Source organism: Microbacterium sp. zg-B185, assembly GCF_030246885.1.
GTDB lineage: Bacteria > Actinomycetota > Actinomycetes > Actinomycetales > Microbacteriaceae > Microbacterium.
In genome coordinates this window covers 1657804-1683695 of the sequence record NZ_CP126739.1, presented here as the reverse complement: position 1 = coordinate 1683695, position 25892 = coordinate 1657804, and the positions used below count along the sequence as shown (strand labels likewise).

Genomic DNA, 25892 nt, shown 5'->3' with positions numbered 1-25892 from the left:
TCAGGATCCGAGAACTTCGTCGAGGATGTCGATCGTGATCGGGTCGACTTCGACGGCGCAGACGCCGCAGCTCGCGCGCGTGATCTGCTCGTTCGCGTGGCCGAGCAGCCGCGAAGCGAGTGTGATTCCGGCGGGGCGCTCGACGAATGTCGCCGTCGTGCGTCGATACAGGTGTGTCGTGAAGTCGTCCACATCGACACCCCAGGCGGTGAGCGCCGCAGCGTTGTCGTCGACGAACGTGCGCAGCAGCGGCTCGTAGTTGCTCACAATCATGCGTTGTCAGTTCTCCCTCTTCCCGGCCTTTCATGCGTTAATGCCCGCGAACACCTCATCGAGCGCGTCGGCGGCGATTTCGACAATGAGGTCGGGGCGCTTCGCGTAGTGGCCTTCGGTGATCGCCGCGTCGCTGTGCCCGAGCAGATCGCGTGCGACCTCGACGCCGGCCGTGTTCGATACCGCCGCGGCGACGGCCTTGCGGAGGCTGCGGAAGGTGAGGTGCTCGGCGTCGACCCCGATTGCCAAGAGCTCCGGCTTGAACTCGCGGCGGAACATCCGTAGCAGCTCGCCGACTGCGCTGGGGTCGCGCGGCCGGCCGCGCTCGGTCGTGAACAGCAAGTCGTCGGGATTCCGTTCGGCATCGGGAACATGGCTGGCCACGAGCTCGCTCAGCACCTTGGCGGCGAACTTCGGAACGCGAACCCAACGCTTCTGCCGCTCCGACTTGGGCGAGTCCTGGCGGAACAGGCCGCGGGACTTCGTGCGAACCATCGTCCCCCCGACCCAGACGAGCGCCTCCATCGTGAGGCTTCCATCCGGCTGCTCCACCGCCTCGAACCGCACGTCCTGGAACCGGATCGCAATCGGCTCCGCGGTTCTCTCGGAAGTGCCGAGCGTGATGAGGATGTAGTCGGCGAGCAGCTTGTAATTGGGCCGCCGGCCCACCGGATACCGCGCCCGGTGTCGCTCCGGCCACACGTCGCGGATGAGGTGGAGGATGTACTTGACCTGCAACGCGTCGAGTTCGAAGTACACCGTGTTCGGCTCATCCGCTCGCCGGGTCGCACGGATGGGGTTCGCCACGACGACCGCTCCGTACCGTGTCTGCTGGATCGACCCGGCAGCCGAGAAATGTCCCTGCTGGATCGCCCAATCGAACATGAGCGACATCACGTTACGAACCTTGTTCGCGGTCGTCACCGACTTCTCCCGTGCGATGTCCATGAGCAGCCCGTCGGCGCGATCAGCGGTGATGTCGGCGATACGGATGGCTCCGGCGCGCGGGGTGACATGCGCTCGGACCACCGATGCGTAGCCATCGACGGTCTGCTCGCGGCGTTGGCGCAGCACTCGCGGGTCGTCGTCGTGATACGCCGTCTTCAGCCACGCCGTCGCCAACTCCGAGACGGTCATGAGCTGCGTGCGTCGTGCCAGGACTCGACCGACGGCAACATCGGCCGCTTCCTGCAATGCGGCCAGCGCCTCGGCTTCGGTCGCTCCGCTGCCGCTCGGACGACGCTCGCGCCCGTTGCCGTCGTGGACGCGTCCTCGCGCGATGACGAGACCGCTCCCCTCAACGGTGTAGGTCACCTTGCCGAGTTCGCCGAGCGCGCGCTTCGGCCGCGCCATCAGTCGGCCGCCCTATCCATCGGAGCCACGATCCGCCCTGCGATGAACGCCTCGATATCCTCATCGCGGTAGCGGACGTTGTGCGCCGAGATTGCGACGAACGGCAATCCGAGACCTCGGCTGCGCGCGCGCTCCGTCCGCCAGTCAGCGAGCGTCCTGATGGGGATGCCCGTATAGTCGGCAAGCTCCTGGGCAGTCCAGAGGCGAGGGCGGTCGGCGCTCATATCAAACAGGTAGGCGGCACCTCCCGTAGACCCCCAGGAAGACCCGTAGGGCGGACAAGAATCGGCAAAACGGACAGGTCCTCGGACAGCCGCAGCGGCGACCCACCCCATGCTCAGCATCGCACTTCCCTGAGTTCGCAAGGGAGTACGATCCTGTGGAACACCCTCCGAATCTCAGATCCTAAAGCCGAGCTGTACTACGGGGTCTGATCCCGCCCCGTCACGAAGAGCCCTCCGAGCCGCGCTCGGGGGGCTCTTCGTCGCTCTCGCGGGACTGGTCAGCCGACAGTCGTCGCGGTAAAACGCCGGCAAGACATTGCCGACGGGCCGTCCGCGCGCGCGCCGCACGGAACGTCACGGGAGCGATCATGTCAAAGACAGGGAGCGACCTCGTGCGCTACTCCATCAGGAGCCTGGTCGATCAGGAGCCGGGTCGATCAGGAGCCGGGTCGATCGCGCGGCGACCGCTCGAACGCGTCGTGCACCGCCATCGCGGCGTCGATGGCATCGGGGTCTCCCCGCTCGATGACATCCACCAGCGCTTCGTGAGCCTTCACGCGCCGCGCTTCGAGGTCCTCCCGCGAGGCGACGGGAGGACTCTGCGCGGGCGCAGTGTGCTCGCGGAGGTAGTCGATGAGGTCGACGTAGGTGGCACGCAAGAAGGCATTCGGGGTGATCTCGCCGATCCTGCGGTGCAGCCGCCAGATCAACGCGAGGGTCTGCATCTGGTCGTCCACGCGCTCGCGGGTCAGACGGATGAGTTCGCGCAGCTCGGACACGTCAGTGGCGGTGCGCCACAGCACCGCCTCCCGGATGACCATCGGCTCGAGCTGATCACGCACCGCCATCGCGTCCGCGGTCTTGCCGCTCACGAGGAACAGGCGCTTGACCGTGTAATTCGCCTCAGGGTCGGCCACGAAGACACCCCCGCGCGGACCCGGCTTCACTGTGACGATCCTGCGTTCCTGGAGGATCTTCAGCGCCTCGCCCACCGTCGAGCGCGCGACCCCCGTGGCGCTCTGCAGGTCGGACTTGCTCGCCACGAAAGCGCCGGGGCCGAGTTCACGTTGGGCAATCAGGTCCTGGACGTACAGGGCGGCGACCGCAGCCCGAGATGTCACCGTGCGCAACTTGGGCTCGCCCGGCTCCCGAGTATCGCTCATGCTCACCTCTGCAATCCTCCCCGCGCCCGCCGGCGGTCCCCCGGGCGGGCTGCCGCGACGGGCGGCGCAGCGACGGCCGGGCCTACCCGGTTCACGATCTTACCGAGGCCCTCGACGACGAGACAAACCTCGTCGCCCTCTCGAAGCGGCGGGGGTGTCGGGCCGCCGTTTCGTCCCCACAGCTCGCCCAGGCAGCCGCCGTTTCCGACCGTCCCCGAGCCCAGCACGTCGCCGGGCACCACGACCGAGTTGCGGGACGCGTACGCGACGAGTTCACGGAACGTCCACCCCATGTTCGACAGGAGGTCTGTGCCGATGAGCTCGCCGTTCACGAAGGTCTCGGCTCGGAGCTCGAGAAAGCCCTCAGCGTCGAGATAGCCTTCGACCTCATCCGCCGTGACGATCCACGGGCCCAAGGAGGTGCCGAAGTCCTTGCCCTTCGCCGGCCCGAGGTGCACCTTCATCTCGCGGGCCTGAAGGTCGCGCGCCGACCAGTCGTTCAAGATGGTGCACCCGAAGATGCGACCCGCCGCCGCCTCGGGAGTCAGGTTGCTCGCACCTCCTACCTGCCCCCCGACGACGACCGCGACCTCGAGCTCGAAGTCCAGCCGCTCGGAGACCGGGGGCGAGAGCATCTCACCGTCGCCGAGAATCGTGTGCGGGTTCGTGAAGTAGAAGGTCGGCGCCTGGTACCACTCCGCGGGAACGTCGCTCGCCCCCTGGACCCCGGCGGTGATGCCCTCGACATGCTCTTCGAACGTGACGAAGTCGCGGACGGTGGCCGGACGCAGCGGCGCGAGCAGGCGGACCTCCGCAAGCTGGACGCCCGCGTCGGCGGCTGTCGCCGCACCGAAACGGGACCGCAGGTCCGGCAGCCCGGAGCCGAGGGCATCGGCGACAGACCATCCGTCGAGGAACTCGATCGCACGGCCGTCGTGGATGAAACCTTCGGCGCCCCCCTCAGCACCCTCCCATCGGCCGATCTTCACGGGAGCTCCTTCACGGTGTCGGCCTGCGCGGTGACCGCGGACTCGGGGCGGTATCCCTTCTTCGCCTTCCGGACGAGGTCGTAGATGTGGGCACGAAGACGGGCGAATTCCGGCGCACTGCGCGTCACGATCTGATCGCGCTCGTCCGGCAGATCGATCTGGACGTCTTCGAGGATCACTGTGGGACGGGCGGACAACACCAGAACGCGCTGTCCGAGGTAGATCGACTCGTCGATGTCGTGCGTGACGAACAACAGTGTGATTCCCAGCCGATGCCAGAGCTGACGAACCAGGTCTTCGAGATCGGCGCGGGTCTGGGCGTCAACGGCAGCGAACGGTTCGTCCATCAGCAGGATGTGGGGCTCGCACGCGACAGCGCGAGCGATGGCGACGCGCTGCTGCATGCCGCCGGAGAGCTGCCAGGGGTACGCGTCGGGGACGTCGGCGAGGCTGACGGCATCCAACGATTCCTGCACGCGACGGTGACGCTCCGGCTTCTTCAGCTTCATCTCCTTGAGGGGAAGCTCGACGTTCTCACGGACCGTGAGCCACGGGAACAACGACCGCGCGTACTCCTGGAACACCACGGCGATTCCCTCCGGCGGGCCGGACACCCGTCGGCCCTCCAGTGTGACCTGACCGGCACTGGCGGGCAGGAGACCGGAGATGCAGCGCATCAGTGTGGTCTTACCGGCGCCTGACGGACCCACGATGCACACCATCTCGCCGGCCCGCACCTCGAAGGTGAGGTCGCGGATCGCCTCGGTCTCTCCTTGTGCAGAGCGATAGGTCTTCTGAAGGTGCTCGACTCGGAGCATCTCCGATCCGCTTTCGCGACGGACGGGTTGGTCGGGCATCAGTTTCCTCCGCGTTGTGACTGACGCTGGCCGTGGTACCAGAACAGCAGCCACCGCTCGATCAGTCGGAATATCAGGGACAGGGTCACGCCGAGAAGGCCGAGCACAATGATTCCGCTCCACATCTCGGGAATCGCGAACGAACGCTGGAAGAACACGACTGTGTAGCCGAGTCCCTCGTTCGCGGCGAACATCTCCGAAAGCACCATGAGGATCACGGCGATCGCGAGCCCCTGGCGGGCACCCGTCACGATCTGCGGCGAGGCGCCCCTGAGGGTGATGGCGAGACGCCGTCGCGGGCCCAGGCGATAACTCTTCACGGTGTCCCGCAGCACCTCATCGAACGCGCGGACGCCCTCGATCGTGTTGAGGAGGATGGGCCAGACCGTGCCGAAGACGATGACCCAGATCTTCATGGGCGTGCCGATGCCGAGGAAGAGCATGAGGACCGGGATGAGCACCGGCGGGGGGACTGCGCGGAAGAACTCAAGTACCGGTTCGGTGATGGATCGAAGCGATCGGGACAGTCCGATGGCGATGCCCAAGGCGATGCCGATGAGGAGCGCGAGCCCGTAGGCGATGAGCAGCCTGACGATGGACGGCACGACATCGTGGGTGATCCGGTCCGACTCGAACCAGGTCTTGCCGAACAGCCCGAAGATCTCGCTCAGGGGCGGGAAGTAGATGCTGTCCGCGCGTTCGGACGTAAGCCACCAGACGATGACGAGCACTGTCGGCAGGCCGAAGACCATCAACACGCGCCTGAGCCACGAGGACCCGGGGATCGGTCGCCGACGTGCGACGGAATCCGGCGTATCGACGGAGTCCCGGATGCTCACAGTGCCTGCTCCAGTCGCACGGAGGGATGCCAATGCAGCACCCGGCGCTCCAGGAGCCGGATCCCGAGGTTGACCAGCAGAGCGAGAAGGCTGCACACGATGGCCAGGGCATACATCCCGGCCACTTGGCCGGACTGCTGCGCGAGGGAGAGCAGACTGCCGAGGCCGGGAGACCCGATGATCAACTCTCCTGTGATCGTCAGCAGAAGAGCGACCGTCGCCGCCAGTCTGAACCCGGTGAGGGCGTAAGGCAGGGTCGTCGGCCAGACGACCCGCAGGCCGACGGTCAACAGCCGGAACCGGTAACTCCGGGCGGTGTCGCGCGCGACCGGGTCCACGTCTTGAACGCCCGCAAGCACCTGGATGATCACCATCCAAAACGACGAGAAGATGATCAGGAACACGGTCGACGCGCGTCCGGGGCCGAATACGATGACGGCCAGCGGGATCAACGCCACCGACGGGATCGGTCGCAGGAACTCGATGGTGGATGCGGTGGCTTCCCGAAGCACTGCTACCGAGCCGATGATCATGCCGAGCACGACCCCGGCGACCAGGGCGATGGACACCCCCGCCCCCCACGTGATGAGCGTGTCGGCGAGCGCTTGCCAGAAGACCGGCGTCTGCAGCCTCTGGACGAGGGCCGGCATTATCTCGGAGAACGGCGGCAGGAAGCGCGGGTTGACCAGTCCGACCCTGGGCAGGATCTCCGCCAGCGCGATCAGTGCGAGCACACCAACCCCACCGAGGAGGACCCGCGAATCCCCCAGGAGGCGGAGCCGTGCTCGTCCCGTTCGCACCGAGGCCATGGCCGGACTGGTCACAAGCCGCTACTTCGTGCTGACGAAGAGGTCGCCGGCGTCGAGTTCGGAGTCGATCACGCCATAGGTGAGCATCTGGTCGGCGATCTGCTGAAGAAGGTCACCATCGATCTCCGGGGTCCAGATCTCGGGTTGGATGGCCGCCACCACATCCGCCGGCATCTCCACGTAACGCACGATCGCGTCCTTGTAGTCGTCCGGATTCTCTTCACAATAGGCGACCGACTCGAACACGGCCTCCTGGAAACCCTTGACCACCTCGGGGTTCGCTTCGGCGTACTTGCGTGCGGCGAAGGTCACGAGTGCGGGTTGCCCGGGGATGGCCTCGACCGACGGGTAGGAGACGACGCGGTTGCCTTGCTCCACGAGCAGTCCCAGGAACGGCTCGAGAGTCCACACCGCGTCGACGGTCCCCGCCTCGAGCTGTGCGCCCATGTCGGGCAGGCCGATCTCGACAAAGGAGACCTCTTCGGCGTCTCCTCCCGCCTTCTTCACGGAGTCGCGGATGTTGAGCGCACCGCTTCCGTTGAGCGTCGTGACCGCGACGGAGTGCCCGGGAAGGTCAGCGGAGCTCTGGATGTCGGAGTCGGCGCTCACGACCACGGCCGCTGCGTCGGGTCCTTCGGTCGGGGACGAGTTGATGCCCGTCACCGCGACGACGTCGATCCCCTGCGCGGCCGCGAGAAGCACCGTGGGAGGGCCGGAGACGCCGAACTCCGTCTGGCCGGCCGCGACCGCCGGCATGATGGCAGCGCCGGACTGACTGGCCTGGTACTCGACGTCGAGTCCGTGCTCCTCGAAGGTGCCGCGTTCGATCCCGAGCTGGAGGCACGCGGTCACGGAAATCGTCGTCGAGCCCAACCGCACGGGAGTCAGCCCTGGATCTCCCGACGGGTCTGCACCCGAAGCTCCACCGGAAGCACAGGCCGAGAGTGCCAACATCGCCACTCCCGCGCCCGCTGTCAATGCAACAAATCTGCGCACAGTCGTTACCTTTCGTTGGTTGTTGCCCTTTACTGCGAACTGTTACTGCGGAACGACATCGAGGCCGAGAATCGTGCGAGCCTCGGCCGGCGTCGCGGGGCGGCGTCCGAAGACCTCGACGATCTTGGCGACGGCCTCGACGATGTCGTGATTCGTCCGTGCGAGAGAGCCGTCTGGCAGGTAGAGGCTGTCCTCCATCCCGACGCGGATGACGTCGCAGTCCAGAGCGAGAGCGAGTGCCGGCCAGGTGTACTGGTGCAGCCCCGCACCGAGCACGCCCCACTTCGCATTCGGGAAGAGCCGCTTCATGTACGACTGAGCGTGGACGAGCCTCTCCGGATCTGCCGGGCTGAAGCACAGCCCGCCGCCGAACGTGAACCACAGGTTCGACGCATTCCGGTCCAGGAACCCCTGCTCCGCGTAGAGGGCCAACCGGTCCATGACGTGCAGACCGGTCACCTCGTACTCGAGCGTCGATCCCTTGCCGTAGACCTCTTGGATGGTCTCCTTCAGGTAGCGCGGCGAGTTCATGTAGGGGACCTCGTCGAAGTAACCGCCGTCGGGGTGCCAGAAGTCAGCAGATCCCGCGGCGATTCCGTAGACGTCGGGCGCTTCGTCCAGGTTCAAAAGCCCGAGGCGATCGTCGTCGTTCGGCCAGCGCCACTCGCCCGTCTTCGGATCCTGCGTCACACCGGATCCGTTCGTGGTCTGCACGAGGATGTCGGTTTGATCCCGGATCTGCTTGATGATCCGGTTGAACGCCTCCGGCTTGATCGTGTTCTTGCCGTTCTTGTCGCGCGCGTGGACGTGCACGAGTGCCGCGCCCGCGTCGCGGCAGCGGCGCGCCTCGGCGCTGATCTCGTCAGCGGTGAGCGGCACCTCCACGCCGGGACGCGGCATCTGCATGCCCCCGGTCGGAGCGACGACGATGACTACGGGCCGAGATGACATGCGATCTCCCATGCTTTCGTGTGATGGAGGTATGGGGCGGGCGGGCGAGACGCCGGGACTGCGGTTCTACGGACACTCGCCTGCGTCAGGGGAAGAGGATCCGGTCATCCCTGAAGCAGGACCTCGTGGGGAGGAGGGATGGTGCTGTCACAACCGTCTCCTCGTTGAGTCGGGACCGGACAGTCCCTGCTGTCGACTGCGATTACATTACAATCATCATGCTCAATTAGCAACAGCCGATGCTTGATCTCCGCGATTGCGATGCGGGACCTAAGCCCTTAGCAGGGGTCACCCGGCCCGAGTAGCTTTCGGGCATGACGCCCGCGATCGGTGTTGACGGTCCGGCTTCCGATGCGCTACTGAGCGTCGCACGGTTCTTCACCAGACGGGAGCAGACCTCCGATCATCGGGCGGAGTTCCTGCAGGGCGGCCGTGAGGGCGATTCCTTCTACCGCGATCGGTGGAGCCACGACAAGGTCGTCCGCTCCACGCACGGCGTCAACTGCACCGGATCCTGCTCGTGGAAGGTGTACGTCAAGGACGGCATCATCACGTGGGAGGCGCAGCAGACCGACTATCCCAGTGTGGGACCGGACCGACCCGAGTACGAGCCCCGCGGCTGCCCGCGCGGCGCCGCGTTCTCGTGGTACACCTACTCCCCCACCCGGGTGCGCTACCCCTACGTCCGCGGCGTGCTCCTGGAGGAGTACCGCAAGGCGAAGGCGGAGACCGGCGACCCCGTCCTGGCTTTCGGGCGGATCACCACCGATCCGGACATCCGCCGCCGCTATCAGCAGGCTCGCGGCAAGGGGGGACTGGTGCGAGCGACGTGGGCGGAGGCCGTCGAGCTCGTCGCCGCCGGCTACGTGCACACGATCAAGGAGTACGGACCCGACCGGGTCGCCGGCTTCTCGCCCATCCCCGGGATGTCGATGGTGTCGCACTGCATCGGCACGCGGTTCACCCAGTTGCTCGGCGGCGTGATGACGTCCTTCTACGACTGGTACGCCGACCTTCCGGTCGCGAGCCCCCAGGTGTTCGGCGACCAGACCGACGTGCCCGAATCCGGGGACTGGTGGGATGCCACCTACCTGATGATGTGGGGTTCGAACGTTCCGGTGACCCGCACCCCGGACGCGCACTGGATGGCCGAGGTCCGCTATCGCGGAACGAAGGTCGTGACGGTGTCCCCGGACTACGCCGACAACACCAAGTTCGCCGATGAATGGCTGCCCTGCCAGGCCGGCACCGATGCCGCGCTGGCGATGGCGATGGGTCACGTCATCCTGACGGAGCACTACGTGCGACGGCGCGCACCCTTCTTCGCCGATTTCGCCCGCACGTACACAGACCTGCCGCACCTGATCACCCTGGTCCCGCACGCGGACGGTTCACTCGTGCCCGGCAAGTTCCTCACCGCCGCGGATCTCGGCCGCACCGACCCCGAGGACGCGTGGAAGACCGTCGTGCTGGATGCCGCGTCCGGTGCGGCACGGGTGCCGAACGGCTCCCTCGGCTTCCGGCACGCCGAATCCGGCGTCGGGCGCTGGAACCTGGATCTCGAGGGCGTCGATCCGGCGATGTCGGTGCGCGACCTGCCAGGGGCGGAGGAGGCGGTCGAAGTGCTCTTCCCCCGGTTCGACGCGCCGGACGGCTCCGGAGCGGTGCTGCGCCGCGGGGTCCCGGCGACGCGGGTGAACGGCATCCTGGTGACCACCGTGCTGGACTTGATGCTCGCCCAGTACGGCGTGCACCGGGACGGGCTGCCCGGCGAATGGCCCACCGGCTACGAGGACGCCGCCACCCCGTACACCCCGGCCTGGCAGGAGGACATCACCGGCGTGCCGGCCGAGGCATGCACGCGCATCGCCCGCGAACTGGCCACGAATTCGATCGATTCGCACGGCCGCTCGATGATCATCATGGGCGCCGGGATCTGCCAATGGTTCCACGGGGATGCCACCTACCGGGCGATCCTGGCGCTGCTGATCCTCACTGGGGCGATGGGCCGCAACGGCGGCGGATGGGCGCACTATGTGGGGCAGGAGAAGTGCCGCCCCATCACCGGATGGCTCTCCCTGGCGAACGCGCTGGATTGGGCACGTCCGCCGCGGACCATGATCGGCACCGCCTACTGGTACATGCACACCGATCAATGGCGTTTCGACGGGTACAGCGCCGACGCACTGGCCTCGCCGCTGGCGGAGGGGAACCTCACCGGCATGCACACCGCGGACACCATCGCGCAGGCGGCACGGCTGGGGTGGATGCCGTTCTATCCGCAGTGGGACGCGAACCCGCTGGACCTTGCCGATGACGCGGCGGCGGCGGTGCAGGCCGGGGAGGCGAAGGACGAAACCTCCTACGTCACATCCCGCCTCGTCGACGGAACACTGCAGACGGCCATCTCGGACATCGACGCGCCGCGGTCGTGGCCGCGACTGCTGATGCTGTGGCGTTCCAACCTGATGGGCTCCTCAGCCAAGGGCAACGAGTACTTCCTCACGCATCTGCTGGGAACCCAGAGCAACCTGATGGCCTCGGACGAGGGATCCGCTCGGCCGACGGAGATCGCGTGGCGCGATGAGATTCCGCAGGGCAAGCTCGATCTGCTGGTGTCCGCGGACTTTCGGATGACCTCCACCACCCTGCTCTCGGACGTGGTCTTCCCTGCGGCGACCTGGTACGAGAAGCACGATCTGTCCTCCACGGACATGCATCCGTTCGTGCACGCCTTCACGCCCGCCATCGATCCGCCGTGGGAATCGCGCAGCGACTTCGACATGTTCTCGGCCATCGCCCGCCAGTTCTCCGAGATGGCGCGCGTCCACCTCGGCGTGCGCAGGGACATCGTCTCGGTGCCCATGCAGCACGACACCCCCGGCGAGGTCAGCCAGCCCGGCGGCGTGGTGCGGGACTGGGCGCGCGGCGACGTCGCCCCCGTACCGGGCAAGACCCTGCCCGCGCTGGCCGTGGTGGAGCGGGACTACACCGCGATCGCCGACAAGCTCGCCACCGTCGGACCCCTCGCCGACCGGCTCGGCTTCGCCACGAAGAACGTCACGTACGACGTGACCGCGGAGGTGGCGCGCCTGGCGAACGGCAACGGGGTGAAGCTGGGCGGCGCAGGGGACGGTCGACCGGCGATCGACACCGACGCGAAGATGGCCGAGGCGATCCTCGCCTTCTCCGGCACGACCAACGGAAACCTGGCAGTGCAGGGGTTCGCGACGTTGGAGAAGCGGGTCGGAAGGCCGCTCGTCGACCTCGCCGAAGGGTCGGCGGAGAAGCACATCACCTTCGCCATGACGCAGGCGGCACCCGTACCGGTGGTCACGTCGCCGGAATGGTCCGGGTCCGAGACCGGCGGGCGCCGGTACGCCCCGTTCACCATCAACATCGAACGGCTGAAGCCCTTCCACACCCTGACCGGCCGCATGCACTTCTACCTCGATCACGACTGGATGCGCGACCTGGGCGAGGCGCTGCCCATCTACCGGCCCCCGTTGGACATGCACCGGCTCTTCGGCGAAGCCAAGCTCGGTCCCGACGGCCGCCAGCAGGTGGTGGTGCGGTACCTCACCCCGCACAACAAGTGGTCGATCCACTCCGAATACCAGGACAACCTCCTCATGCTCTCGCTCTCCCGCGGCGGCCCCACGGTGTGGATGGCGCCCGCGGATGCCGGTGCCATCGGGGTCAGCGACAACGACTGGGTCGAGTGCGTCAACTCGAACGGCGTCTTCGTCGGCCGCGCGATCGTCTCGCATCGGATGCCGGAGGGCGTGGTCTACGTCCACCACGCCCAGGAACGCACGATCGACGTCCCGAAATCCGAGGCGACCGGGCGGCGCGGAGGCATCCACAACTCCCCCACCCGACTCCTGGTCAAACCCACCCATCTGATCGGCGGCTACGGGCAGCTCTCCTACGCGTTCAACTATCTCGGCCCCACCGGCAACCAGCGCGACATGGTCGCCACCATCCGCCGTCGTTCCCAGGAGGTGACCTACTGATGCGCGTGATGGCTCAGATGGGCATGGTGATGAATCTGGACAAGTGCATCGGGTGCCACACCTGCTCGGTGACCTGCAAACAGGCGTGGACGAACCGCGCCGGCACCGAGTACGTCTGGTTCAACAACGTCGAGACCCGACCCGGGCAGGGGTATCCGCGGCGATACGAGGATCAGGAGAAGTGGCGCGGGGGCTGGACGGTGAACCGGCGCGGGCGGCTCAAGCTGCGCACCGGCGGCCGCGTCCGACGCCTGCTGTCGATCTTCTCCTCGCCGGTGCAGCCGGAGCTGAAGGACTACTACGAGCCGTGGACGTACGACTACCGCACGCTGATCGACGCCCCGCTCGGGGATGATTTCCCGGTCGCGCGGCCGAAGTCGCTGATCACCGGTGAGGACACCAAGATCACCTGGTCAGCCAACTGGGACGACAACCTGGGCGGGGTCAGCGAGCTGGGACACCTCGATCCGATGGTGGAGAAGGTGCGACGCGAGTCCGAGGACGCGATCAAGTTCCAGTTCGAGCAGACCTTCATGTTCTACCTGCCGCGCATCTGCGAGCACTGCCTGAATCCGTCGTGCATGGCATCCTGCCCCTCCGGCGCGATCTACAAGCGGGCCGAAGACGGCATCGTCCTGGTCGACCAGGACCGCTGCCGCGGCTGGCGTCAGTGCATCACCGGCTGCCCGTACAAGAAGATGTACTTCAACCACAAGACCGGCAAGGCGGAGAAGTGCACGCTCTGCTACCCGCGCCTGGAGGTGGGGCTGCCCACCATCTGCTCGGAGACGTGCGTCGGACGACTGCGCTACCTCGGACTGTTCCTCTACGACGCGGACGGCGTGACCGCCGCCGCCTCGACCCCGAACGAGCGGGATCTGTACGAGGCACAGCTCGAGCTGATGCTCGATCCGAATGATCCGGCCGTGATCCGGGCCGCCCAGGAGCAGGACATCCCGGAGGACTGGCTGGATGCCGCGCGCCGCTCACCGGTGTACGCACTGGCCAAGACCTACCGCGTGGCACTGCCGCTGCACCCGGAGTACCGCACGATGCCGATGGTCTGGTACATCCCGCCGCTGTCGCCCATCGTCGACCTGCTGCGCGACCAGGGGCACGATGCGGAGGCGGCCGGCACGCTCTTCGGCGCGATCGAGGCGCTGCGCATCCCGGTGGAGTATCTGGCGGAGCTGTTCACGGCAGGGGATGCGACGATCATCACCACGGTTCTGCGCCGCCTCGCGGCGATGCGCGCGTACCTGCGCGACATCACGCTGGGTCGGGAACGGGACGAGTCCATCCCGGCGTCGGTCGGCATCGACGGCGAGACCCTCTACGCGATGTACCGGCTGCTGGCGATCGCGAAGTACGAGGACCGGTACGTCATCCCGACGGCTCACTACGAGCAGGCGCACGATCTGGAAGAGCTCGGCTGCTCGCTCGATTTCGACGGCGGTCCGTACGCGAACGCGTCGGCGCCGTTCGGAGAAGCCAGCGGAACGCCGACGCCGGTCGCGGTGGAGACCTTCCAGGCGCTGCAGGACCGCCAGAGCTCCGATTCACGAGCCGGCGATGAGACGATGCGGGGTCGGGTGAACCTTCTCAACTGGGACGGCAACGGGGCCCCCAACGGCCTGTTCCCGCCCCGCGGCGGGACGGCGGAGCGGAAGGCGGAGGGCGGATGAACCGCGCCGTGATCTATCAGGCCGCCTCGGTGACGCTCAGTTACCCCACCGCAGAGGTGCTCGGGATGCGTGGGGTGATCCGTCGGGCCGTCTCCGAGACGGCGCCGGCAGCCGGCACGCACTTCGCGCCGCTGCTGGAGTGGTGGGAGACCACGCCGGCCGAAACGGTGCAGCAGACCTACGTGGACGTGTTCGACATGTCCAAGCGTCACGCGCTGTACCTGTCGTACTGGACCGATGGCGACACCCGCCGCCGCGGCCAGGTGCTCGCGGAGCTGAAACAGCGGTACCGGGAGCACGGGCTGGAGCTGGCGACCACCGGCGAACTGCCGGACCATCTGCCTCTCGTTCTCGAGTTCGCCCGGCACGCGCCCGACGCCGGCGCCGCCCTGCTTCAGGAGTACCGCGCCAGCCTCGAGTTGATCCGGATCGCGCTCGCCGAGCGGGAGTCACCCTATGCCGGCGTGCTGGCCGGCATCTGCCAGACCCTTCCCGGGCGCTCACCGCACGATCGGCAGCAGGCGATGGCCATGGCCGCCGCCGGACCGCCGGCCGAGTCCGTGGGGCTGGACGCGTATGACCCGCGCCTGCTGCCGCTGGCCGGATCGGAGGGCGGACGCTGATGGACGTCTTCCTGTGGGCGGTGCTGCCGTACCTGACGATCGCGCTGCTGGTGGGCGGGCTGATCTGGCGATATCGCTATGACCAGTTCGGATGGACCACCCGGTCCTCCCAGCTGTACGAGTCGCGACTCCTGCGGATCGGGTCACCGCTGTTCCACTTCGGCATCCTGGTGGTGCTCATCGGACATTTCATGGGACTGGTGATCCCGCAGTCCTGGACCGACGCGATCGGCGTGACCGAGGACAGCTACCACGCCGTCGCGCTGGGTCTGGGCGGCATCGCCGGGTTCGCCACGCTCGTGGGCATCGGCATCCTGATCTTCCGTCGTCGCGCCACCGGCCCGGTGTTCATGGCGACGACCAAGAACGACAAGACGATGTACGTCGTCCTGGTCGCGGCGATCGTCACGGGTCTGGCCACGACGATCATCAGCGCCGTGGATCCGTCTCCAGACCAGAACTACCGTGAAACCGTCGCCCCGTGGTTCCGGTCGCTGTTCATCCTCCAGCCCGACATCGCAACGATGACACAGGCCCCCTTCTCGTTCCACCTGCACACGGTATGCGGCATGGCGCTGTTCATCCTGTGGCCTTTCACCCGGCTCGTGCACGCCTTCACGGCACCTGTGCAGTACCTGTTCCGGCCCTACATCGTCTATCGCAGCCGCGATCACCGCCCCACGACGGGCGGCGCCACGCGGCGCGGCTGGGCGCCGGTGGGCACACCGGACCGTGCCCCTGATCCCACGGCCCGGCGGGCACGCCGGTGACCACCCACAGCTCCGAGCGGGTCACGACCGGCGCACTGCCCGGTCGTGGGGTGAATCTCGCTCTGGCGCTGCTGTCCTTCACCGTCACATTCTGGGCGTGGAACATCATCGGGCCGATCGGAGTCAGCTATGCCGAGGACCTGGATCTGTCCCCCACGCAGCTGTCCATGGCGATCGCCACGCCCGTTCTGGTCGGTTCCGCGGGCCGCATCCTCACCGGCGCACTGACCGACCGTTTCGGCGGGCGGATCATGTTCACCATCCTGACTGCGGTGTCGGCGATCCCGGTCCTCCTGGTGATGTGGGCCGGCGAGGCCGGCTCATACCCCCTGCTGCTGCTCTTCGGCTTCATCCTCGGGATCGCCGGAACGACCTTCGCCGTCGGCATCCCCTTCGTCAACGCCTGGTACGAGCCCGGCAAGCGCGGCTTCGCGACCGGCCTGTTCGGTGCCGGGATGGGCGGTACCGCGCTCTCGGCGTTCTTCACGCCCCGCCTGGTGACATCGGTGGGGTACGTCTGGGCCCATCTGATCATCGCCGCCGGTCTGCTGGTGGTCGCCGTCATCGTCTGGCTGGGGATGCGCGACTCTCCCGCGTGGCGACCCAATCGCGACCGGGTCCTGCCGAAACTCGAGGACGCCGCGCGTCTGACCGTGACGTGGCAGATGGCGTTCCTGTACGCCGTGACCTTCGGCGGGTTCGTCGCCTTCTCCACGTACCTGCCGACGTATCTGCGGGAGGTGTACGGCTTCGATCTGACCGGGGCCGGGGCACGCACCGCCGGCTTCGCCATCGCCGCGGTCATCGCGCGCCCCGTGGGCGGCTGGCTCTCGGATCGGTTCGGTCCGGCTCTGATCACCGGCATCTCGCTCGCCGGCGCCGCGGTGATGGCCGTGGTGATCTCGCTCAAGCCACCTCCGGAACTTCTGGCCGGAGCGTCCTTCATAGCCATGGCGATCTCGCTCGGGCTGGGCACCGGAGCGGTCTTCGCCTGGGTGGCACAACGCGCACCCGCCCGGAGTGTGGGCTCGGTGACGGGGATCGTCGGCGCCGCCGGAGGCTTCGGGGGCTTCTTCCCCCCGCTGGTGATGGGCGCCACGTACGACGCCGAGACGCACAGCTACACCGTCGGGCTGCTGCTGCTGTGCGCGACAGCGGTGGTCGCCCTGATCTTCACGATCTACCTGAGCCGAGGCCGGGCTCCCGAGGCGGTCGAATCGGGGCAGCGCTGACCGCATCCCGCCGTCGCTCTGATCGATCGGCAGCCACGGCCCATGCGGCGGCAAGCATATCTGTCCCCCATAAGGGGGACAGACACGGCGGTGGACGCAGTCTAGGTTGAGAATGCAACCCCCGCCGACGACGATGTGAACACGGACGATTCGGGTTCGTGTGTTCCCGGTCGGTTGGGAAGAGAGACCCTTGGCCCCCAGAGCCGAGGGTCTCTCGCGTTTCGCGGCGGGCGCCGGCGCGTATACGGCGCGGCGGATCTCAGCCGTAGAACAGGTGCTCGAAGACGCGGCGAGCACGACGGGTCGCGCCGAGGTAGTCCTCCTCGACCTGAGTGGCCGAGCGCGGCGGGTAGCCCAGGAGCCGGCCGATGCCGTCCAGTTTCTTACGACCCGTGGGAAGGACATCGCTGGTCTGGCCGGACAGCAGGGTGTTCGCCGACCGCAGTCTGCTGGCCAGCCGCCACGCCTCGGCGAGGCGGTCGGCGGATGCCTCGGGAACGATGCCGGCGCCTTGGGCCGCTCGCAGCGCGGCGATGGTGGACGTCGTCCTCATCGCGGGAATGCGGTGCGCGTGCTCCATCTGCAGCAGCTGCACCAGCCATTCCACATCGCTGAGCGAGCCGGGTCCGAGCTTGAGATGGCGCGCCGGGTCCACGCCCTGGGGCAGCCGTTCCTTCTCGACACGGGCTTTGATCCTCTTGATCTCCCGCAGCGCCTGCGGGTCGACGGATGCCGGGTAGCGCACGTCATCGGCCAGGTCGGTGAAAGCGCTGATCAGCTTCGCGCTGCCTGCGACGCCCCTGGCCCGCAGCAGCGCCTGCGCCTCCCAGGACAGGGACCAGCGGCGGTAGTACTCGGTGTACGCCTCCAGAGACCGGGCGACCGGTCCGTTGCGTCCCTCGGGACGCAGGTCCGCGTCCAGATCCAGCGGCACCCGCTGATCCTCCGAGTGCGTCCGCAGGCCGGAGACGAGCTGGATCGACAGCTCGTGCGCGCGCTGCGGATCCACACCGTTCGGCCGGTACACGTACATCACGTCGGCATCCGAGCCGAACCCCAGTTCGCTGCCGCCGAAGCGGCCCATCGCGATGACCGAGAAATCCAGCGCAGCGTCCTCCGGGGGCACGATCTCGCGGCGTACCGCGCGCAGCGTCGCCTGGATCGTCACCTCGGTCACCGTGGTCAACGCGGTGGCGATCTCCTCGATCGTCGAGGTCCCCAGAATCGCGGACATCGCGATGCGCAGCAGTTCACGGCGACGCAGCGCCCGGATCGCGCGCGCGGCGTCCGCGATCGTGGCGTGCCGTGCCTGGATCGCACGCGCCTCCTGCTGCAGAGCGACGCCGGATCGAGGCTGAAGCAGCTCGGGGTCATCGAGCCAGGCCGCGGACTCGGGGATCCACTCCATCAGCTCCCCGACGTAGCGGGAGCTGGACAGGACGCGCGTGAGCCGCTCGGCAGCGCCGGAGGAGTCCCGCAGCATGCGCAGGAACCAGGGGCTGCCGCCGAGCCGCTCGCTGATCCGCCGGAAGGCGATCAGCCCGTAGTCGGGGTCGACTCCGTCGGCGAACCAGCGGATCATGACCGGCATCAGGTGCCGCTGGATGGTCGCGCCGCGGCTGAGCCCGCTGGTCAGCGCGGCGATGTGTCGCAGGGCGCCCACCGGATCGGTGAAGCCGATGGCCGCCAGCCGATCGTGGGCCTGCGCAAGCGACAGCGTCCGCTCCTGCTCGGGAAGCGATGCGACCGCCGTCAGCAGGGGGCGGTAGAACAGGCGCACGTGGATGTCGCGCACCTCGCGCTTGATCGTCTCCCAGGTCTGCCAGATCTTTTCGCCGGAGTCCGCGATGCCGGACGAGCGGGCCAGCACTCTGAGATCCTCGGGACGCGACGGCATCAGGTGCGTGCGCCGCAGATTGCGCAGCTGAACCCGATGCTCGAGCAGGCGGAGCACCCGGTAGTCGTTCGAGAACGTCGCCGCCTCCGCGCGGCCGATGTAGCCCTGTTCGACCAGTGCGTCCAGTGCGTCCAGCGTGCCGCGCTGGCGGATCCGATCATCGGAGAGTCCGTGCACGAGCTGGAGCAGCTGAACGGTGAACTCGATGTCCCGGATACCCCCGGGGCCCAGCTTGATCTGGAACGGGACCTCTGCGGCCGGGATGTTGTCGGTGACGCGTTCGCGCATGCGCTGGACGCTGTCCACGAAATTCTCGCGCGCCGCGCTGGTCCAGATCTTCGGCTGCACTGCTGCAACGTATGCGGCGCCGAGTTCGGGGTCGCCGGCCAGGGGTCGCGCCTTCAGCAGCGCTTGGAACTCCCAGCTCTTGGCCCAGCGATCGTAGTAGGACAAGTGCGAATCGAGGGTGCGCACCAGCGCCCCCTGTTTGCCCTCTGGGCGGAGGTTGGCGTCCACTTCCCACAGCGGCGGTTCGATCTCCACTCCCGAGATGCCGCGCATCGTCTGTACTGCGAGCCGCGTCGCGATGTCCACGATGCGACTCTCTCCGACCTCGGCGATGAGCGCGTCGTCCCCGCCGGCGACGAAGATCACATCCACGTCACTGACGTAGTTCAACTCTCGCGCTCCTGCCTTACCCATCCCGATGATGGCCAGACAGGTGCCCGCGACCTGATCGCGGGAGAACGCACCCGTGCCCGCTCCCCCGCCGGCGACGCGGGTGCGTGCCACGCACAGCGACGCCTCCAGCGCCGCGGCGGCGGCATCCGCCAGTCGTGCCGCGACGATGCCCACCTCGTCCACCGGGGACGCGCTCAGCAGGTCGAACGCGGCGATGTCGGCCAGCAGTTGGCGATAGCGGACCCGGAGCGCGACCCACGACGCGTCGCTCCCGTCCGCGGCGAAGCCGTCCTGCGCACCCACGGACTCCAGCAGAGCCGTCCGCATGCCCTCGGCCGACGGCAGCGTCGAGCCCGCCCCGACCAGGTGGGCGAGCTCCTCTGGATGCCGCAGATAGAAGTCGGCGAAGCCGGTCGATGCTCCCAGCAGCGCCCACAGCGCCCGCCGCCCGCCGAGGTCGGCGTGCAGTGTCCGCACGCAGCCGGCGTCCCGCCGCGCGATCTGCGTCAGTCCCGATACGGCCGCATCGGGATCGGCGGCATGCACAGCCGACGCGGTGAGGACATCCCGTCCGAGTCCGAGCAGCTCCTCGAGCTCGACGAGCTGGGCCTCCGCCTCGCCCAGCCGGCTGAAACCGAGCCGGGCCAGGTGGGTGAGTGACTGCGACCGTTCGCTCGTGGACATCGTCTCGCGGCAGGCTCAGAGCATCTCGAGGTTGTTCTTCAGCTCGTAGTGCGTCACCTGCGAGCGATACTCCTGCCACTCCTTGCGCTTGTTGAGCAGGACGTAGTTGAACACCTGTTCGCCGAGTGTCTCGGCGACCAATTCCGATTCCTCCATGTACTCCAAAGCATGATCCAGGCTCGCCGGCAGCGGCGCGTATCCCAGCGCGCGCCGCTCCGCGTCGGTGAGCGACCAGACGTTGTCTTCGGCCTCGGGAGGCAGCTCGTAGCCTTCCTCGATGCCCTTGAGACCGGCGGCGAGCATGAGCGCGTATGCCAGGTACGGGTTGGCGGCCGAATCCAGAGCCCGGTACTCCACGCGCGAGGACTGGCCCTTGTTCGGCTTGTACATCGGGACACGGACCAACGCGGACCTGTTGTTGTGGCCCCACGTGATGAAGCTGGGCGCCTCGTCCCCGCCCCAGAGCCGCTTGTAGGAGTTGACGAACTGGTTCGTGACGGCGGAGATCTCGCCGGCGTGGCGCAGCAGCCCCGCGATGAACTGCCGGCCCGTTCTGGAGAGCTGGTAGGTGGCGCCCTCCTCGTAGAAGGCGTTCACATCGCCCTCGAACAGAGACATGTGGGTGTGCATCCCACTGCCCGGCTTTCCCCCGAGCGGCTTGGGCATGAACGTCGCGTAGACGCCCTGCTCGATCGCCACCTCCTTGACGACCGTGCGGAACGTCATGATGTTGTCCGCGGTGGCCAGCGCGTCCGCGTACCGCAGATCGATCTCGTTCTGCCCGGGTCCGCCCTCGTGGTGGCTGTACTCGACCGAGATGCCCAGGTCCTCGAGCATCCGCACCGAGCGTCGACGGAAATCGTGGGCGGTCCCGCCGGGGACGTTGTCGAAGTAGCCGGCGGAGTCCACCGGCTCCGGGCCGTCCGGTCCGAAGGAGGACGACTTGAGCAGGTAGAACTCGATCTCGGGGTGCGTGTAGAACGTGAACCCCGCATCAGCGGCTTTTGCCAGCGAGCGTTTCAGGACGTGCCGCGGGTCGGCGACGGCCGGCTGCCCGTCCGGCGTGGTGATGTCGCAGAACATCCGCGCGGTCGGATCTATCTCGCCCCGCCACGGCAGGATCTGGAAGGTGGTCGGATCGGGATGGGCCAGGAGGTCCGACTCGTACGACCGGGTCAGACCCTCGATCGCGGAACCGTCGAATCCGAGCCCTTCGCTGAACGCTCCTTCTACCTCGGCCGGCGCGATCGCCACCGACTTGAGGGTCCCGATGACGTCGGTGAACCAGAGCCGGACGAATTTGACGCCCCGCTCTTCAATCGTCCGCAGAACGAAGTCACGCTGCTTGTCCATCCAATTCCCTTCGATGCCCGGCGGTTGTGGCCAGGGTTATTTCTGGTCGTTCTCGAGCATGTTGTCGAAGGGGGCGTCCGCCGTGGGCGCGGTCCGGGATTCGTCCTCGCGCTGCTCCTCTTCAGCCCAGGCCCGCGAACGTTCCCGGATGATCTCCGGCGCTCTCGCGGCTTCCTCGGCGGTGTCGAAGGGGCCCGCACGGTTGACGGACGGGGACACGTAGCCGTGCTCCACCTCGCCGGTCGTGAGGTTGTACCAGTACCGCTTGTCGTCGCTGGACACTTCCCGCTCCTCTCGCAGCCCCCGAGTCATGGGGAGCCGCCTGCTCGATCCTACTGACCGCGGGTGCGGTCCTGGATAGGCTGGCCCCATGGCATCGGACATGGCGCGCGCAGTGGGCGTGGACATCGGCGGAACGGGCATCAAAGCGGCGATCGTCGATCTGAATGCGGGAACGCTGGTCAGCGACCGCATCAAGGTCGCCACGCCGAGCGGCGCGGAGCCCGAGGACGTGCTCGGCGCGGTCCGCCAGGTGCTCGCACAGCTGGACGTGCTCGATGACGCCATCCCGCTCGGCGTGGCCTTTCCCGCGATCGTGAAGTCGGGGCGCACCCTCTCGGCGGCGAACGTGTCCAAGGAGTGGATCGGCTTCGAGGCGGAGACCTTCTTCGAAGACGGCCTCGGCCGCGAGATCCACTTCGCCAACGACGCCGACGTCGCGGGCGTCGCAGAGATGCGCTTCGGCGCCGCACGCGACGCGAAGGGTCTGACCATCCTGACGACCCTCGGCACGGGCATCGGCTCGGCCATGATCTACAACGGCGTGCTGATCCCGAACTCCGAACTCGGCCACCTGCAGCGGGCCAAGCACAGCAAGGATGCCGAGGCGTACGCCGCCTACTCGGCGATGGAGCGCGAAGACCTCAGCTGGGAGCAGTGGGCGCAACGGCTGCAGTGGTACTACGAGCACGTGGAGTTCCTGTTCACCCCCGACCTGTTCATCGTCGGTGGCGGCGTCTCCAAGCACGCGGACTCGTTCCTGCCGCTGCTGAAGCTGAACACCCCGATCGTTCCCGCGGTGCACCGCAACAACGCGGGGATCGTCGGGGCTGCTGCGCTGGCGCTGGGCTGATCACGCTGTCCAGCCCGCCGTCCTGACGTCTGCGAGAGGGCGAATGGGCCGGCCTGTACGCCGGGTTCTGTCCGGGAGCCGAAGCCCCGTGGACGGTCATCTCTCTCGGCGACACGTTGCCGTGCCGCTCCTGCGGCCTACCCGAGGACTCGGCGAGCCGCGTCAACATCCTCTGTCTGGCCTTGCTCCGGGCGAGGTTTACCTTGCGGGTCGTGTCACCACGACCCCGGTGGTCTCTTACACCACCGTTTCACCCTTACCGCGGCCGAAGCCGTGGCGGTCTGTTCTCTGTGGCACTGTCTCGCGGATCACTCCGGGTGGGTGTTACCCACCGCCCTGCCCTGTGGAGCCCGGACGTTCCTCGGCGCTGCGGCGAACCGCAGCGACGCGACCGTCCAGCCGACCCATTCGCGGAGCCGAGTCTAGCCCGCGTCGCTGTGTGCGCCCGCCGCGGGGTACATCGCCGGGGCTCACTCGCCGTGTGCCGTCTCGGCGATGCGCAGGTCCAGGGGGAAATCGATCGGAAAATCGCCGAACAGAAGCCGCCCCGCGGATTCTGCCGCCTCGCTGATCGCCCGCGCCGCCGCGTCCGCGTGCTCCCTCGGGGCGTGCACCACGACCTCGTCGTGCAGGAAGAACGCCAGATGCGGACGCGTCGCGAACACCCGTCCGGAACGGGGCGCGGCATCCGACTCCGGGACGGCGTCGAGGGCGGCGAGCCGGCCGCGCACGTCCGCCATCCACGCCAGCGCCCATTCCGCTGCCGTTCCCTGCACCACGAAGTTCCGCGTGAACCGGCCACGATCGCGTGCCCAGCGACGTGCGCGCGTCTCGTCCCCGCCGGACGCGTCGACGTCGCTCGCCAACGACTGCGCCGCGTGCCAGCCCGCTGACGGTTCCGGACAGCTGCGTCCCAGCCAGGTGCTGACCACACCGCCGTTCTCCCCCTCGCGCGCGGCGGCGTCCACGAGCGCCATCGCCCGGGGGAACGTGCGGCGCAGCCGCGGCACGAGACGACCGCTGTCGCCTGTGGTCGCGCCGTACATCGCGCCGAGCATCGCGATCTTCGCCTCCGCGCGCGTGGGGACCGCTCCGGCATCCACGATTCCCGCGTACAGATCCTTCCCGCGCGCCGCATCTGCGAGTGCGCGATCACCGGCCATCGCGGCCAGCACCCGTGGTTCGAGCTGAGCGACGTCGGCGATCACCAGACGCCACCCCGGGTCGGCACGCACCGCGCCGCGCAGCTGCCGCGGCAGCTGCAGAGCGCCACCCCCCGACGACGCCCACCGTCCGGTCACGACGCCGCCGGGAACGTACACCGGCCGGAACCGTCCGTCGTGGACCCACTCGTCCAGCCACGCCCATCCATTCGCCGACAGCAGACGCGAGAGCTTCTTGTACTCCAGCAGCGGTTCGATGACCGGATGCCGGTACTGCGCCAGCTCCCACCGGCTGGTGGATTCGACCAGGATGCCGGCGCGGTGCAGCGATCGCAGCAGCTTGGGCTGCGAGTCCAGGTTCGCGGCGGGGTCCCCGAGGGCTTCGCGGACCCGCCTCCCGGCATCCTCCAGCTTCGCCGGTGTCCGGCCGGCGGCGGGACGCGCTCCGAGCACCTCCGCGAGGATCCGGTCGTGCGCCTGCGGATCCCACGGCAGCCCCGCGGCGCGCAGTTCCACCGCGACGAGGGCACCGGCGGACTCGGCAGCCGTCAGCAGACGGAGCCGCCCGGGATCGCTCGCGCCGTCCACGGCGGCGCGCTGCCGGGCGAACTCCTGCAGCGCCTCGTCGAGGGACTCCGGCAGCGCGGGCGCGGCATCCGGTGCAGTACCCAGCTCGAACAGGGCCGGCGCGGCGGCGGAGTCGGTGTTCGCGGGCGCGTCCCAGTCGGGATGGCCGCGGAGATCCGCGTCCGCGCGTACGAGTGCGGAGTCGCGCAGGATGGCATGGCACAGGCGCAGGTCGTGACAGCGCGCGACCCGTGTTCCCCCCGTCAGCAGCCCTGCGTACCAGCCGGGGGTGTCATTCCACACCCAGCGGACCGGTTCGCCCGCTTCGCGCTCCGCCACCCACCCCGGCAGCGCGTCCGCGGCGACCGTGCCGCGTCCCTGTTCGACGCCTGCGGCGTCCAGGAAGGCGACGGTGCAGTCGGTGCCCGATCTGCCCAGGACGATCCAGGTCGATCGATCAGGCCTGCGCACCGTCGAAGTCCCGACGGAAGCTCTCCCGGCGATCCATCGACTCGTTCGCCGCGGCATCCGCCCGCTTGTTCGAGAGCCGGGGAACCCATTCGAACGACACATCCCGTCCCTGCAGCAGGCGCTGGGCGCTGGCGGCCAGGGTGCGCATATCGGGATGCCCGATCTTCCACCGGCCCGTCATCTGCTCGACGACCAGCTTGGAGTCCAGCCGGACGTGCACCGCCGCGTCCGGATCGTGCTCGAGCGCGCTTTCCAGACCGGCGATCAGTCCGCGGTATTCGGCGACGTTGTTGCTGGCGATTCCGACGTAGACGCCGACCTCGCTGAGCACCGCACCGGTGGCCTCATCGAGCACGACCGCTCCGCCGGCGGCGATGCCGGGGTTGCCGCGCGAACCGCCGTCAGCCTCGACGATCAATCGACGCGTCACAGACCGGACTCCTCCGTTCGCACCAGGATGCACCCGCATTCCGGACAGGTCACGACCGCGTCCTCCGGTGCCTGACGCAGTGCCTGCAGGTCGGTGCCGGCCAGGACCATGCGGCAGCCCTCGCAGGTGCCGCGGCGCAGCAGAGCGGCGCCGGAGCTGCGCACCGCCGTGCGCTCGTACAACGCGAGGAGGTCTGCCGCAATGCTCCCGGCGACGGCGGCCCGATCACGGGTGGCCGCATCGAACGCGGCGCTCGACTCTGCGACGACCCGTTTGGCCTCGGCGCTCAAAGTCGCGCCTTCGGCGTTGGTCTCGGCGATCAGCGCTTCCTGCGTCGCGACGGCGGCGTCGGCCATCTCCAGGCGTTCCATCAGCTCGAGCTGGGCATCCTCGAGGTCTCCCTTGCGACGAGCCAGGGAGCCCAGTTCGCTCTCCAGGCCCTGCGCCTCCTTCATGTTGCTCGTCGAGGCGAGCCGGTCGGCGTCGCGAGCGCGGCGCGCGTCGACCACGGCGACGTCGGACTCGATCCGAGCCAGATCGGCGCGCAGGTCGTCCCGCACGCCCAGGCGCGTGGCCAGCTCCTGAGCCAACTCCTGGCGACGGGCGATCAACTCCTGAACGCGGGTCGCCTGCGGCGGGTTCCGGCGCACGGCATCGACCTGGCGGATACGGGTGTCGAGTTCGGCGACTTCCAGAAGGCGGCGCTGATCCGCGGGGCTTGCATTCACCTCTCC

The 25892-nt window shown here is 68.1% G+C and carries 22 protein-coding genes and 1 other RNA gene; 6 read left to right on the top strand and 17 right to left on the bottom strand.

The window, feature by feature from the left end; all coding sequences use genetic code 11:
• The 10 genes from QNO12_RS08110 to QNO12_RS08065 form a co-directional block, all read right to left on the bottom strand.
• Window positions 1–273 carry a site-specific integrase gene (locus tag QNO12_RS08110; protein WP_257503836.1) on the bottom strand — a complete coding sequence of 91 codons (273 nt, stop codon included), beginning with the start codon at window positions 271–273 and terminating at the stop codon, window positions 1–3.
• Between the two features lie 30 nt (window positions 274–303).
• A complete protein-coding gene (locus QNO12_RS08105) occupies window positions 304–1626 on the bottom strand; it encodes a tyrosine-type recombinase/integrase (RefSeq protein ID WP_257503837.1) in 1323 nt (440 codons plus the stop codon).
• On the bottom strand, window positions 1626–1850 hold the full coding sequence (locus tag QNO12_RS08100) for a helix-turn-helix transcriptional regulator (RefSeq protein WP_257503838.1): 225 nt from the start codon (window positions 1848–1850) through the stop codon (window positions 1626–1628). The genes QNO12_RS08105 and QNO12_RS08100 overlap by 1 nt, the downstream gene beginning before the upstream one ends.
• A gap of 437 nt (window positions 1851–2287) precedes the next feature.
• A complete protein-coding gene (locus tag QNO12_RS08095; protein ID WP_257503879.1) occupies window positions 2288–3013 on the bottom strand; it encodes a FadR/GntR family transcriptional regulator in 726 nt (241 codons plus the stop codon).
• A 2-nt stretch (window positions 3014–3015) separates the two neighbouring features.
• Window positions 3016–4002, bottom strand: a complete 987-nt coding sequence (locus QNO12_RS08090) for a fumarylacetoacetate hydrolase family protein (protein ID WP_257503839.1) — start codon at window positions 4000–4002, stop codon at window positions 3016–3018.
• Window positions 3999–4859: an ABC transporter ATP-binding protein gene (locus QNO12_RS08085; RefSeq protein WP_257503840.1), complete on the bottom strand. Its 861-nt coding sequence runs from the start codon at window positions 4857–4859 to the stop codon at window positions 3999–4001. Before QNO12_RS08085 ends, QNO12_RS08090 begins: the two co-directional genes overlap by 4 nt.
• Window positions 4859–5698: an ABC transporter permease gene (locus QNO12_RS08080; protein ID WP_257503841.1), complete on the bottom strand. Its 840-nt coding sequence runs from the start codon at window positions 5696–5698 to the stop codon at window positions 4859–4861. Before QNO12_RS08080 ends, QNO12_RS08085 begins: the two co-directional genes overlap by 1 nt.
• Window positions 5695–6432: an ABC transporter permease gene (locus tag QNO12_RS08075; protein ID WP_257503842.1), complete on the bottom strand. Its 738-nt coding sequence runs from the start codon at window positions 6430–6432 to the stop codon at window positions 5695–5697. The genes QNO12_RS08080 and QNO12_RS08075 overlap by 4 nt, the downstream gene beginning before the upstream one ends.
• 96 nt (window positions 6433–6528) lie before the next feature.
• On the bottom strand, window positions 6529–7461 hold the full coding sequence (locus QNO12_RS08070; protein WP_257503843.1) for an ABC transporter substrate-binding protein: 933 nt from the start codon (window positions 7459–7461) through the stop codon (window positions 6529–6531).
• Between the two features lie 84 nt (window positions 7462–7545).
• On the bottom strand, window positions 7546–8454 hold the full coding sequence (locus QNO12_RS08065) for a beta-keto acid cleavage family enzyme (RefSeq protein ID WP_257503844.1): 909 nt from the start codon (window positions 8452–8454) through the stop codon (window positions 7546–7548).
• Between the two features lie 314 nt (window positions 8455–8768).
• Here QNO12_RS08065 and QNO12_RS08060 point away from each other — a divergent pair, with 314 nt between their 5' ends.
• From QNO12_RS08060 to QNO12_RS08040, 5 genes are read left to right on the top strand one after another with little or no spacing between them, the layout of a single operon-like run.
• Window positions 8769–12470: a nitrate reductase subunit alpha gene (locus QNO12_RS08060; RefSeq protein WP_257503845.1), complete on the top strand. Its 3702-nt coding sequence runs from the start codon at window positions 8769–8771 to the stop codon at window positions 12468–12470.
• Window positions 12470–14155 (top strand): nitrate reductase subunit beta, encoded by a 1686-nt coding sequence (narH, locus tag QNO12_RS08055; protein ID WP_257503846.1) that lies wholly within the window; start codon window positions 12470–12472, stop codon window positions 14153–14155. The genes QNO12_RS08060 and narH overlap by 1 nt, the downstream gene beginning before the upstream one ends.
• Complete coding sequence (gene narJ / locus QNO12_RS08050) at window positions 14152–14778, top strand: nitrate reductase molybdenum cofactor assembly chaperone (protein ID WP_257503847.1); 627 nt, start codon at window positions 14152–14154, stop codon at window positions 14776–14778. The genes narH and narJ overlap by 4 nt, the downstream gene beginning before the upstream one ends.
• Complete coding sequence (gene narI, locus QNO12_RS08045) at window positions 14778–15548, top strand: respiratory nitrate reductase subunit gamma (protein WP_257503848.1); 771 nt, start codon at window positions 14778–14780, stop codon at window positions 15546–15548. The genes narJ and narI overlap by 1 nt, the downstream gene beginning before the upstream one ends.
• On the top strand, window positions 15545–16780 hold the full coding sequence (locus tag QNO12_RS08040; RefSeq protein ID WP_285178377.1) for a nitrate/nitrite transporter: 1236 nt from the start codon (window positions 15545–15547) through the stop codon (window positions 16778–16780). Before narI ends, QNO12_RS08040 begins: the two co-directional genes overlap by 4 nt.
• A 259-nt stretch (window positions 16781–17039) precedes the next feature.
• On the opposite strand, the gene QNO12_RS08035 is transcribed toward QNO12_RS08040, so the two are convergent.
• The 3 genes from QNO12_RS08035 to QNO12_RS08025 are packed head-to-tail and all read right to left on the bottom strand — an operon-like array spanning window position 17040 to window position 21677.
• Window positions 17040–20042 carry a bifunctional [glutamine synthetase] adenylyltransferase/[glutamine synthetase]-adenylyl-L-tyrosine phosphorylase gene (locus tag QNO12_RS08035; RefSeq protein WP_257503849.1) on the bottom strand — a complete coding sequence of 1001 codons (3003 nt, stop codon included), beginning with the start codon at window positions 20040–20042 and terminating at the stop codon, window positions 17040–17042.
• 15 nt (window positions 20043–20057) lie between these two features.
• Window positions 20058–21395 carry a type I glutamate--ammonia ligase gene (glnA, locus tag QNO12_RS08030; RefSeq protein ID WP_257503851.1) on the bottom strand — a complete coding sequence of 446 codons (1338 nt, stop codon included), beginning with the start codon at window positions 21393–21395 and terminating at the stop codon, window positions 20058–20060.
• 36 nt (window positions 21396–21431) lie between these two features.
• Window positions 21432–21677: an SPOR domain-containing protein gene (locus tag QNO12_RS08025; RefSeq protein ID WP_257503852.1), complete on the bottom strand. Its 246-nt coding sequence runs from the start codon at window positions 21675–21677 to the stop codon at window positions 21432–21434.
• Between the two features lie 88 nt (window positions 21678–21765).
• On the opposite strand from QNO12_RS08025, the gene ppgK reads away from it, so the two are divergent.
• The gene (gene ppgK, locus QNO12_RS08020; protein ID WP_257503853.1) at window positions 21766–22527 is read left to right on the top strand and encodes a polyphosphate--glucose phosphotransferase; all 762 of its coding nucleotides are present in this window, start codon (window positions 21766–21768) and stop codon (window positions 22525–22527) included.
• Window positions 22528–22567: 40 nt separating this feature from the next.
• Here the strand turns inward: ppgK and rnpB are convergent.
• From rnpB to QNO12_RS08000, 4 genes are all read right to left on the bottom strand, one after another.
• Window positions 22568–22934: RNase P RNA component class A (gene rnpB, locus QNO12_RS08015), an RNA gene on the bottom strand.
• Between the two features lie 63 nt (window positions 22935–22997).
• A complete protein-coding gene (locus QNO12_RS08010) occupies window positions 22998–24785 on the bottom strand; it encodes a bifunctional 3'-5' exonuclease/DNA polymerase (RefSeq protein WP_257503854.1) in 1788 nt (595 codons plus the stop codon).
• A complete protein-coding gene (locus tag QNO12_RS08005) occupies window positions 24715–25158 on the bottom strand; it encodes a reverse transcriptase-like protein (RefSeq protein WP_257503855.1) in 444 nt (147 codons plus the stop codon). The genes QNO12_RS08010 and QNO12_RS08005 overlap by 71 nt, the downstream gene beginning before the upstream one ends.
• Entirely contained in the window at window positions 25155–25886 is a 732-nt protein-coding gene (locus tag QNO12_RS08000) for a zinc ribbon domain-containing protein (RefSeq protein ID WP_257503856.1), read from the bottom strand. The genes QNO12_RS08005 and QNO12_RS08000 overlap by 4 nt, the downstream gene beginning before the upstream one ends.
• Window positions 25887–25892 lie beyond the last annotated feature (6 nt).

What these genes read in the sequence shown, in the direction of transcription:
- QNO12_RS08110 (WP_257503836.1), bottom strand. Translation starts at nt 273, where the DNA reads ATGATTGTGAGCAACTACGAGCCGCTGCTGCGCACGTTCGTCGACGAC.
- QNO12_RS08105 (WP_257503837.1), bottom strand. Translation starts at nt 1,626, where the DNA reads ATGGCGCGGCCGAAGCGCGCGCTCGGCGAACTCGGCAAGGTGACCTAC.
- QNO12_RS08100 (WP_257503838.1), bottom strand. Translation starts at nt 1,850, where the DNA reads ATGAGCGCCGACCGCCCTCGCCTCTGGACTGCCCAGGAGCTTGCCGAC.
- QNO12_RS08095 (WP_257503879.1), bottom strand. Translation starts at nt 3,013, where the DNA reads ATGAGCGATACTCGGGAGCCGGGCGAGCCCAAGTTGCGCACGGTGACA.
- QNO12_RS08085 (WP_257503840.1), bottom strand. Translation starts at nt 4,859, where the DNA reads ATGCCCGACCAACCCGTCCGTCGCGAAAGCGGATCGGAGATGCTCCGA.
- QNO12_RS08070 (WP_257503843.1), bottom strand. Translation starts at nt 7,461, where the DNA reads ATGTTGGCACTCTCGGCCTGTGCTTCCGGTGGAGCTTCGGGTGCAGAC.
- QNO12_RS08065 (WP_257503844.1), bottom strand. Translation starts at nt 8,454, where the DNA reads ATGTCATCTCGGCCCGTAGTCATCGTCGTCGCTCCGACCGGGGGCATG.
- QNO12_RS08060 (WP_257503845.1), top strand. Translation starts at nt 8,769, where the DNA reads ATGACGCCCGCGATCGGTGTTGACGGTCCGGCTTCCGATGCGCTACTG.
- narH (WP_257503846.1), top strand. Translation starts at nt 12,470, where the DNA reads ATGCGCGTGATGGCTCAGATGGGCATGGTGATGAATCTGGACAAGTGC.
- narJ (WP_257503847.1), top strand. Translation starts at nt 14,152, where the DNA reads ATGAACCGCGCCGTGATCTATCAGGCCGCCTCGGTGACGCTCAGTTAC.
- narI (WP_257503848.1), top strand. Translation starts at nt 14,778, where the DNA reads ATGGACGTCTTCCTGTGGGCGGTGCTGCCGTACCTGACGATCGCGCTG.
- QNO12_RS08035 (WP_257503849.1), bottom strand. Translation starts at nt 20,042, where the DNA reads ATGTCCACGAGCGAACGGTCGCAGTCACTCACCCACCTGGCCCGGCTC.
- glnA (WP_257503851.1), bottom strand. Translation starts at nt 21,395, where the DNA reads ATGGACAAGCAGCGTGACTTCGTTCTGCGGACGATTGAAGAGCGGGGC.
- ppgK (WP_257503853.1), top strand. Translation starts at nt 21,766, where the DNA reads ATGGCATCGGACATGGCGCGCGCAGTGGGCGTGGACATCGGCGGAACG.
- QNO12_RS08010 (WP_257503854.1), bottom strand. Translation starts at nt 24,785, where the DNA reads ATGCCGCGGCGAACGAGTCGATGGATCGCCGGGAGAGCTTCCGTCGGG.